This window comes from Kocuria cellulosilytica (genome assembly GCF_040981245.1).
In the GTDB taxonomy this organism is placed as follows: Bacteria; Actinomycetota; Actinomycetes; order Actinomycetales; family Micrococcaceae; genus Kocuria; species Kocuria cellulosilytica.
The window spans coordinates 536,922-546,909 of record NZ_JAVFWZ010000002.1 but is presented as its reverse complement, the minus strand read 5'-3'; the positions used below and the strand labels follow the sequence as shown (position 1 = coordinate 546,909).

At 72.6% G+C, this 9,988-nt stretch carries 7 protein-coding genes and 1 riboswitch; of the genes, 3 read left to right on the top strand and 4 right to left on the bottom strand.

The genetic code is table 11. The features are described 5' to 3' along the window. Window positions 1–311: 311 nt before the first annotated feature. Complete coding sequence (locus RCG67_RS05105; RefSeq protein ID WP_368825121.1) at window positions 312–1,838, bottom strand: gluconokinase; 1,527 nt, start codon at window positions 1,836–1,838, stop codon at window positions 312–314. Window positions 1,839–2,065: 227 nt separating this feature from the next. Between RCG67_RS05105 and ilvD the strand changes: the two genes are divergently transcribed. The 3 genes from ilvD to RCG67_RS05090 all read left to right on the top strand — a co-directional run bounded on the left by ilvD (window position 2,066) and on the right by RCG67_RS05090 (window position 6,169). Next, window positions 2,066–3,898: a dihydroxy-acid dehydratase gene (gene ilvD / locus RCG67_RS05100; protein WP_368825120.1), complete on the top strand. Its 1,833-nt coding sequence runs from the start codon at window positions 2,066–2,068 to the stop codon at window positions 3,896–3,898. Window positions 3,899–4,108: 210 nt separating this feature from the next. Beyond that, a complete protein-coding gene (locus RCG67_RS05095; protein WP_368825119.1) occupies window positions 4,109–5,587 on the top strand; it encodes an alanine/glycine:cation symporter family protein in 1,479 nt (492 codons plus the stop codon). Between the two features lie 60 nt (window positions 5,588–5,647). Continuing rightward, on the top strand, window positions 5,648–6,169 hold the full coding sequence (locus RCG67_RS05090) for an OsmC family protein (RefSeq protein WP_197412668.1): 522 nt from the start codon (window positions 5,648–5,650) through the stop codon (window positions 6,167–6,169). A gap of 64 nt (window positions 6,170–6,233) precedes the next feature. On the opposite strand, the gene RCG67_RS05085 is transcribed toward RCG67_RS05090, so the two are convergent. From RCG67_RS05085 to RCG67_RS05075, 3 genes are all read right to left on the bottom strand, one after another. Further along, a complete protein-coding gene (locus tag RCG67_RS05085; protein ID WP_368825118.1) occupies window positions 6,234–6,728 on the bottom strand; it encodes a CoA-binding protein in 495 nt (164 codons plus the stop codon). After that, complete coding sequence (locus tag RCG67_RS05080; RefSeq protein ID WP_368825117.1) at window positions 6,725–8,068, bottom strand: O-acetylhomoserine aminocarboxypropyltransferase/cysteine synthase family protein; 1,344 nt, start codon at window positions 8,066–8,068, stop codon at window positions 6,725–6,727. Before RCG67_RS05080 ends, RCG67_RS05085 begins: the two co-directional genes overlap by 4 nt. Before the next feature lie 81 nt (window positions 8,069–8,149). Beyond that, window positions 8,150–8,248: riboswitch (SAM riboswitch) on the bottom strand. A gap of 111 nt (window positions 8,249–8,359) precedes the next feature. Beyond that, window positions 8,360–9,979, bottom strand: coding sequence for an SLC13 family permease (locus RCG67_RS05075; RefSeq protein WP_368825116.1), 1,620 nt, complete (start codon window positions 9,977–9,979; stop codon window positions 8,360–8,362). Window positions 9,980–9,988 lie beyond the last annotated feature (9 nt).

Here is a 9,988-nt window from a genome sequence, read left to right as displayed (position 1 = left end):
GGGGGGGGGGGGGGGGGGGGGGGGGGGGGGGGGGGGGGGGGGGGGGGGGGGGGGGGGGGGGGGGGGGGGGGATGCGGGGCCGGGGGCTCGTGCCCCCGCGCTCACGGGTTCCACGGTAGGAAAGCGGCGGCGCCGGAGCCACGGTATTCGCGGAGGCACAGCATTGTGTCCCTGTGTGAGCAAACGTCCGGCTCGCACCCAGGTTGCGCCAAGGCGGGTTCGCGGCCCGGCCCGGTGCCCCGCATCCCCGCCTCCGCGGGCCCGCCCGGGTGCCGCGGGCGGAGCGTCCGATGCCGGGCAGGGGCGGCGGGTCAGGAGGCGAGGAGCGCCCCGTAGAGCTCCTCGAAGCGGGCCCGGACGGCGCGGTAGTGCTCCGCGCGCCCGGGCTCCGGCTCGTGCTCGGGCCCGTAGGGCGGGCGGGCCCGTTCGACGTCCGGGGCCAGCGTCTCGAGGGCGAGCAGGGCCGTGCCGCGCAGCGTCGCGCGCTTGAACTCGGCCCGCGCCACGGGCTTGCCCAGGGTGTCGGCCAGGATCTGCATCAGCCCGGGCACGTCCTGGGAGGCGCTGCCCGAGGCCACCACGCGCTCCACGCCGCCGGCGACGTCCTCGAGCTGGTCGGCCACGCGCGCGTAGGAGGCCGCCACGCCCTCCAGCACGCCCCGCGCCAGGTCCGCCCCGGTGGAGGAGGCGGTCACGTCGGCCAGCACCGCCCGGGCCCCGCCCGCCCACCCGGTCGAGCGCTCACCGGTGAAGAAGGGCAGCACCACGGGGGTGCCCTCGGCGGCCTCGGCCTCGGCGACGTCCTGCAGCGTGGTGCCCTCCGGCAGGGCGACCGTGTCCTCGAGCCAGCTGATCGCCCGTCCCACGTCGTTGAGGGCCCCGCCCAGCAGGCACCGTTGCGCGTCGACGCGGTAGCACCACAGCCCGCTCGGCACCCGCTCCGGGATCTCGTGCAGCAGCACGCGCGCGGCCCCGGAGGTCGCGGCCGAGACCACCAGCGTCGAGGCGTCGGCGCCGCCGGAGCCCAGGTTGGCGCTCAGCCCGTCGGCCACGGGCGCGAACCAGTGCGCCCCCTCGAGGGCGGGCCACCGCTCGGCCACGGAGGCCGCGACGTCCGGGACGGGCTCGTGCGGGTCGAGGACGGGGCTGAGCTGCTCGGCGTCCATGCCGCAGGCGAGTAGCAGCGGCTCGTCCCACCGGCCCGTGCGCCGGTCCAGCATGCCGGTCCACGCGGCCGTGGCGGTCCCGGCGCACGCGGTGCCGAGCAGGCGCAGGTGCACGTACTCGCCCAGGGACATCCACCGCCGGGCCCGCTCCCACGTCTGCGGGTCCGTCTCCCGGATCCAGCGCAGCCGCGGGGCCAGGTACGAGGTGTGCAGGCGGGCTCCGGTGCGCTGGAGGGCGGCGGGCTCGTCGAGCTCGGCGCGCAGCCCGGCCAGCTGCTCGGCGCACCGGGAGTCCGCGTAGGTGAAGCAGGGGGTCACGGCCTCGTCGTCGGCCCCGACGCCCACGAGCGAGGACGCGAAGGTGTCCAGGGCGACGCCCGCCACCCGGCCGGCCAGCGCGGGGTCGGCCAGGACCAGGTCGAGGATCCCGGCCAGCTCCTCGGTGACCTGGTCGGGGTCGATCACGGAGGTGCCGTCGGCCGCCGTGCGGAACTCGTGCTCGATCTTGTGCCGGTAGCCGAGCACCGGGGTCCCCGTGGCGTCGTGCAGCCCGCCGCGGCTGCCCGTCGAGCCGACGTCGAGGGCCATCACCAGCGGGTCGGCGGCGTCCTGCAGGCCCACGCTGAAGTCGGCGCCGTCGTCCGGACGAGGGGGCGTCGAGGGGTGGCTCATGGTCGGCTCCTCCTGAGGGCTGCGCGGCTGACCCCAGTGTAGGAGCCGGTGCGCCTCGCCCGGCCACATCGTGAGACGGGGGTCCGTCCATCAGGACGTTGCGGCCCAGAAGCGTATTCTGGACGGCGGACCGCCGGCGGTTGCCCCGGTGCTCCGCCCCCACGGGCCGCCCGCCCGGCCGCCGGACAACCACCGGACATCCTCGACCAAGGAGACGCAGCTCCGCCATGCCCCACCTCCGCTCCCGCACCTCGACCCACGGCCGCAACATGGCCGGTGCCCGCGCCCTGTGGCGCGCCACCGGCATGGGCGACGACGACTTCGGGAAGCCGATCGTCGCGATCGCGAACTCCTACACGCAGTTCGTGCCCGGCCACGTGCACCTCAAGGACATGGGCGACCTCGTGGCCTCGGCGATCCGGGAGGCCGGTGGAGTGGCGAAGGAGTTCAACACCATCGCGGTCGACGACGGCATCGCGATGGGCCACGACGGCATGCTCTACTCGCTGCCCTCCCGGGACATCATCGCGGACTCCGTGGAGTACATGGTCAACGCCCACCGGGCCGACGCCCTGGTCTGCATCTCCAACTGCGACAAGATCACCCCGGGCATGCTGCTGGCCGCGCTGCGGCTCAACATCCCGGTGGTCTTCGTCTCCGGCGGGCCCATGGAGTCCGGCGAGGCCGTCGAGGGCGTCGTGGAGCACCGCCTGGACCTCGTGGACGCGATGTCCATGGCCGTCGACGAGTCCGTCACCGACGAGCAGCTGGGCCAGATCGAGCGCAACGCCTGCCCCACCTGCGGATCCTGCTCGGGCATGTTCACCGCCAACTCCATGAACTGCCTCACCGAGGCCCTCGGCCTGTCCCTGCCCGGCAACGGCACCACGCTGGCCACCCAGGTGGCCCGCAAGGAGCTCTTCCTCGAGGCCGGCCGCCGGGTGGTGGACCTGTGCTGCCGGTACTACGAGCAGGACGACGAGTCCGTGCTCCCGCGCAACATCGCCACGAAGGCGGCGTTCGAGAACGCCATGGCCCTCGACATCGCCATGGGCGGGTCCACCAACACGATCCTGCACATCCTCGCCGCCGCCCAGGAGGGCGAGGTCGACTTCACCCTCCCGGACATCGACGACCTGTCCCGCCGGGTGCCCTGCCTGTGCAAGGTCGCGCCCAACTCCACGCGGTTCCACATCGAGCACGTGCACCGTGCGGGCGGGATCCCCGCGATCCTCGGCGAGCTGCGCCGGGCCGGGCTGCTCAACGAGGACGTGCACACGGTGCACGCCCCGGACCTGGCCACCTGGCTGGACGAGTGGGACGTCCGCGGCGGCCGGTCCTCGGAGCGCGCCCGGCGGCTCTTCCACGCCGCGCCCGGCGGCGTGCGCACCACGCAGGCGTTCTCCACGGCCAACACGTTCGAGTCCCTCGACCTCGACGGCGAGGACGGCTGCATCCGCTCCGTGGCGCACGCCTACACCCAGGACGGCGGGCTGGCGATCCTCTACGGCAACATCGCCGAGGACGGAGCGGTGATCAAGACCGCCGGCATCGACGAGGAGCTGTTCCACTTCGTCGGCAAGGCCTTCGTGGTCGAGTCCCAGGACGAGGCCGTGTTCGAGATCCTGTCCAAGAACGTGCAGCCCGGCGACATCGTGGTCATCACCCACGAGGGCCCCAAGGGCGGCCCGGGCATGCAGGAGATGCTCTACCCGACCTCCTACCTCAAGGGCCTCGGCCTGGGCCGGGAGTGCGCGCTCATCACCGACGGCCGCTTCTCCGGCGGCACCTCCGGCCTCTCCATCGGGCACATCTCCCCGGAGGCCGCCGCCGGCGGCGCCGTGGGGCTCGTCGAGACCGGCGACGAGATCGAGATCGACGTCGCCCGGCGCGTGCTGCGCGTGAACGTGGACGACGCCACGCTCGCCGCCCGCCGGCAGGCCCGTGGCCCCGCGCCCTGGTACCCCACGAAGCCGCGCGAGCGCCAGGTCTCCAAGGCGCTGCGGGCCTACGCCTCGATGGTCACCTCCGCGGACAAGGGCGCCGTGCGCGTGATCTGATCCCTTCCCCTCCCGCGAGGTCGCGGCTGCCGGCGACCGGGCGCGGTTCGGTCGCCGACAGCCGCGACCTCGGCGCACACCGCGGGGGACGAGACGCCGGTCACGTCCACTAGAGTTCCGTCGGGGCGCGCGACCGCTGCGCCCGGTCGTTCACGCGGACCCCCGCAGACCCCACGCCGGGGGACCGCGTCGTCACAGTTCGGAGCTGCAATGGAACTCGTCACCGATCTCGTCGGCACCCTCGGCGGCTGGGTGTGGAACGTGGTCTTCGCCATCCTCATCGGGGTGGGCCTCTACCTGACCGTCCGCACCGGCGTGGTGCAGCTGCGGCTGGTCCCGGAGATGTTCCGGGTGCTGGGAGACAAGCCCGGCCTGGCCGAGGACGGCAAGAAGGGCATCTCCGCGTTCCGGGCCTTCACCGTCTCCGCCGCGTCCCGCGTGGGCACCGGCAACATCGCCGGCGTCGCGATCGCCATCAGCCTGGGCGGACCGGGCGCCGTGTTCTGGATGTGGGTGATCGCCGGAATCGGCGCCGCGAGCGCGTTCACGGAGTCCCTGCTGGGCCAGCTCTACAAGATCAAGGCGCCCACCGGGTACGTGGGCGGACCCGCCTACTACATGGAGCGCGGCATCGGCGCGCGCTGGATGGGGCTGCTGTTCGCGGTCGTCATCACCCTGACCTACGGCTTCGTCTTCAACTCCGTGCAGTCCAACTCGATCGTGGACGCCCTCGGCGGGTCCTTCGGCGTCGACATGGCCGCGGCCGAGACCCTGTGGTTCCGGATCCTGGTCGGCGCGGTGCTCGTGGGCCTGACCGCCGCGATCATCTTCGGCGGCATCCGCCGCATCTCCGCGGTCTCGGAGATCGTCGTGCCGATCATGGCGGTGCTCTACATCGTCCTCGGGCTGCTCGTGGTCGTGCTGAACATCGGCGAGGTCCCCGCGGTGCTCGGCCAGATCCTGGAGGGGGCCTTCGGCATCCGCGAGTTCGTCACCGGCGGCCTGATCGGGGTCATCATCCAGGGCATGAAGCGCGGCCTGTTCTCCAACGAGGCCGGCATGGGCTCGGCCCCCAACGCCGGCGCCACGGCCTCCGTCTCCCACCCCGCCAAGCAGGGCTTCCTCCAGGCCCTGGGCGTGTACTTCGACACCTGGCTGATCTGCTCGATCACCGCGTTCATCGTGCTGCTGTCGAACCCCGAGCTCGGCGGGCGGGAGGGCGCGTCCCTCACCCAGTCCGCGCTCGCCCTGCAGCTGGGCGAGTGGGCCGTCCACTTCCTGACGGTCGCGATCTTCCTCTTCGCCTTCACCTCGGTGATCGGCAACTACTACTACGGCGAGTCCAACATCCGCTTCCTCACGGGCTCGGCCGCGGCGATGACCGCCTACCGCGTGCTCGTGCTGGTGTTCGTCTTCGCCGGCGCCGTGCTGGCCCTGGACCTCGTCTGGTCCCTGGCCGACCTGTTCATGGCGGTCATGGCCACCATCAACCTGGTGGCCCTGGTCCTGCTCTCCGGCGTGGCCGTCCGGGTGCTCAGGAACTACGAGGCCCAGCGCAAGCAGGGGGTCGAGCCGATCTTCCACAGCGGCGACGTCCCGGGCCTGTCCGGGCTGGGCGCGTGGGACGGCACGGACGTGGTGACCACCCGCGCCTACTGGGAGGACCGCGTGGCCGAGCGCGCCCGCTGAGCGTACCGGTGCGGACGCCCCGCGTGGATCCGTCCGCGCCGGACGCTCTACAGTGACAGCATGGAATCTCGAACCCAGATGACCGCCACGGAGCTCCGACAGCTCCAGGCTCCCCTCAAGGACCGCTACCGGGAGGACCCCGGGGCGGCGCGCACGCCCCTGCACTCCCACGGCGACTTCCGGGACCCCGGACTGACCTGCACGGTCGACACCTGGGCGGGCCCCGTGCGGGGCGGGCCGCACGCCGCCACCGGCGGCGACGGCAGCGACGCCTGCTCCGGGGACATGCTCCTCGACGCCCTCCTGGCCTGCGCCGGGGTGACCCTGCGCAGCGTGGCCACCGCCATGGGCGTGGAGGTGCGCTCGGCCGAGCTCACCGCCGACGGCATGTTCGACGCCCGCGGCACGCTGGGCGTCGACCGGACCGTGCCCGTCGGGGTCCAGGACGTCGTGGTGACCGCCCGGGTGGACGCGGAGCTCGACGACAGCGCCCTGGAGCGCCTCGCGCGGGCCACGGAGCGCTACTGCGTGGTCAGCCAGAGCCTGAAGGCGGACGTGCGGTTCGTCCTCGAGCGCGCGTAGCGGCCTGCCGCTCGCGGCGCGGAACGGTCCCGGAAGCCCCAGGCCTCCGGGACCGTTGCGCGTCTCAGGCCAGGACCTGCCGCCTCGCCGAGATGACCCCGGTGTTGAAGCCGGCCAGGTGGAGCCCGCCGTGGAAGCGGGCGTGCTCGATCTTCACGCAGCGGTCCATGACCACCGTGAGCCCGCCCTCCTCGGCGATCCGCGCGGCCTCCTCGTGCCAGGAGCCCAGCTGCAGCCACAGCGTCCTGGCCCCGACGGCCACCGCGTCGCGGGCCACGTCCGGGAGGTCGTCGTGGCGCCGGAACGCGTCCACCACGTCGGGGACCTCCGGCAGGTCCGCCAGCGACGGGTAGACCGGCCGGCCCATGATCTCCCGCAGCACCGGGTTGACGAAGTACACCCGGTACGGCGAGGAGGACAGCAGGTAGGTCGAGACGAAGTAGGAGGCGCGGGAGGGCTTGTCGGAGGCGCCCACGATGGCGATCGACTCGGTGCCGTGCAGGATGTTCAGCCGCTCGGGCGCGCTCGGCCCCGTCCAGGTGCGGGTCTCGGCGGTCATCGGAGCACTCCTTCGGCGGTCGGGGCGGACTCCCGGGCGAGCCCGGTCGCCGCGGAGAGGGCCTGGTCCAGGTCCCAGAGGATGTCCTCGACGTCCTCGAGGCCCACCGACAGGCGGATGAGGTCCTCCCGCACCCCGGCCCGCAGCAGCTGCTCGGCGCTCAGCTGCTGGTGGGTGGTCGAGGCCGGGTGCAGGACGAGGGTGCGGGCGTCGCCGATGTTGGCGAGGTGGCTGGCCAGCTGCAGGTTCTCGATGAAGCGGGCGCCGACCTCCCGTCCGCCGAGCCGGTCCGTGGGGGAGACCCCGAACGCGAACACGGCGCCCGGGCCGAGGGGCAGGTACTTCTGCGCCCGGTCGTGGTGCGGATGGCTCGGCAGCCCCGCCCAGTTGACGTAGGAGACGCGCGGGTCCTCCTCCAGCCAGCGTGCGACGACGTGCGCGTTGGCCAGGTGCGCGTCCATGCGCTGCGGCAGCGTCTCGACGCCCTGGAGCAGGTTCCACGCGGACTGGGGCGCCAGAGCGGGGCCGATGTCCCGCAGCTGCTCGGTGCGCAGCCTGGTCAGGAACCCGTACTCCCCGAAGTTCCCCCACCAGGTGACGTCGTTGTACGTCGGCACCGGCTCGGTCATGGACGGGAAGTTGCCGTTCGCCCAGTCGAAGCGGCCGGACTCGACGACGACGCCGCCCAGCGTGGTGCCGTGGCCGCCCAGGAACTTGGTCGCCGAGTGGATGACGATGTCCGCCCCGTGCTCGAACGGGCGGATCAGGTAGGGCGGGGTCATCGTCGAGTCGACGACGAGCGGGACGCCGGCCTCGTGCGCGACCGCGGCGAGGCCCTCCAGGTCGGCGATCTCCCCGGACGGGTTGGCCACGACCTCCGTGTAGACGGCCTTCGTCCCCGGGCGCACGGCGGCCCGGTAGTCGGCGGGGTCCGTGCCCGGGACGAACGTGGTCTCGATGCCGAAGCGGCGCAGGGTGACGTCCAGCTGGGTGACCGTCCCCCCGTAGAGCTGGGCGGAGGCCACGATGTGGTCCCCGGCCCGGGCGAGCGCGGCGAACACGAGGAACTCGGCGGACATCCCGGAGGCGGTGGCCACGGCGCCGATGCCGCCCTCGAGGGAGGCGATGCGCTCCTCGAAGGCCGCGACGGTCGGGTTGCCGATGCGGGAGTAGATGTTGCCGTACTTCTGCAGGGCGAACAGGTTGGCGGCGTCGTCGGCGTCCTTGAAGACGAACGAGCTGGTCTGGTAGATCGGGACCGCGCGGGCGCCGTGCTCGGCGTCGGGGGTGCCCCCGGCGTGCAGGGCCCGGGTGCGGAACCCGAACTGGTGGTCGGCCATGGGGAGAACTCCTCGTGCAAGTGGTGCCGCTGGACGGTCCCGGGCGGAGACGGACCCGGGCGAGCGGGCCGGGGGTGCGCTGCTCCATCGGTTCTGGCGGTAGCACCGTGCGGTCTGCGACGTCGACCACGGTTGCTGCGGCGTCGTCGATCCAGGTCTCTCGGCCGCTCGGGATGGCTGCGTCCCATTGTGCTGCCCCGGGCCGCCCCGCGCCAACCGGGCGCACGCTCCGCCGCCGCGGCGTCCGGCCGGCCCCGCGGCGGCGGCCGGCCGGACGTGCACGAGGACCGGTCAGATCACCAGGCCCAGCGCGAACGGGCCGATCAGTACCGTGAAGAGGGTGATCAGGATGACGCCCACGATGTTGAGCACGATGCCGCCGCGGACCATCTCGGTGATCTTGACCTGGCCCGTGGCGTAGACGATGGCGTTGGGCGGGGTGCCCACCGGGAGCATGAACGCACACGTCGCGGCCAGCGCGGCCGGGATCAGCAGGGTCATGGGGTCCACCCCGATGCCCACGGCGACCCCGCCCAGGATCGGGATGAAGGTGGCCGCGGTGGCGGTGTTGGACGTGATCTCGGTCAGCAGCAGCACGATCGTGACCACCGCCGCCAGCAGCAGCACGATCGGCAGCGCGCCCAGCCCGGTGACCTGCGCGCCGAACCAGGCGTCCAGTCCGGTGCCGGCCACGGCCGCGGCCAGCGACAGACCGCCGCCGAAGAGCAGCAGCACGCCCCAGGGCAGGCCTTCCTCGGCGTCCTTCCACTCCAGGGTCATGTTGCCCTGCCGGTCGCCGGGCAGCAGGAAGAGCACCACACCGGCGCCGATGGCCACCACCGTGTCGTCGAACAGGCCCAGCCAGGGCAGCTGCTCGCCGATGTCGCCGATCCCGGAGAGCAGCCCCGGGACGATCCAGAGAAACGCCGCGGCCACGAACACGCCCAGCACGATCTTCTCGCCCTGGCTCATCGGGCCCAGGGCGGCGATCTCCTCGTTGATCAGCTCCTTGCCCCCGGGGACCTCCTCGAGGTGGAAGCGGAACAGGACCCGGGTGAGGAGCAGCCAGGCCAGCCCGATGAACACCACCACGATCGGCACCCCGAGCATCATCCACTGGGCGAAGCCCACCGTCTGGCCCAGCTCCTCGCTGATGTAGCCGGCGACGATCGCGTTGGGCGGGGAGCCCAGCAGCGTGCCCAGGCCGCCGATGGTGGCCGCCCAGGCGATCGACAGGACGAGGGCCACCCCGAAGATCCGCACGTCGCGGTCGTCGATCACGTCGCTGATGGCCCTGCCCGAGCGGATCTGCTCGGTCATGTCCTCGGTCTCGGCACGGGTCCCGGCCTGCTTGCTGTTCTCGACCACCAGGGTCAGCACGGACAGCCCGATGGGCAGCATCATCAGGGTGGTCGCGGTGTTGGACACCCACATCGACAGGAACGCGGTGGCGATCATCATGCCGAGTATGATCTGGCGCGGATGGGTCCCGACCCGGCGCAGGGTCAGCAGCGCGATCCGGCGGTGCAGGTTCCACTTCTGCATCGCGATCGCGATCAGGAACCCGCCGAGGAACAGGAACACGATCGGGTTCGCGTAGGGCGCCGTGACCTCCGAGACCTCCAGGGCCGTGAGCACCGGGAACAGCACGATCGGCAGGAGCGAGGTCACCGACAGCGGCATGGACTCCGTCATCCACCACACCGCCATCAGCGTGGCGACCCCCGCCACCACGCGGGCATCGGCCGAGATGTCCGCTCCGCCCAGCAGGAACCACACGAGCAGGGCCAGCACCAGCCCCAGACCCCGGTAGAGCCACGTCCTGCCGGGGGCACGGGCGGGTTCGCGGTCCTCCGGTTCGTAGTCGAACTCCCCTTGTTCGGGGACGATGTTGCCGGGGCGCTCGCTCATGTGATCCAC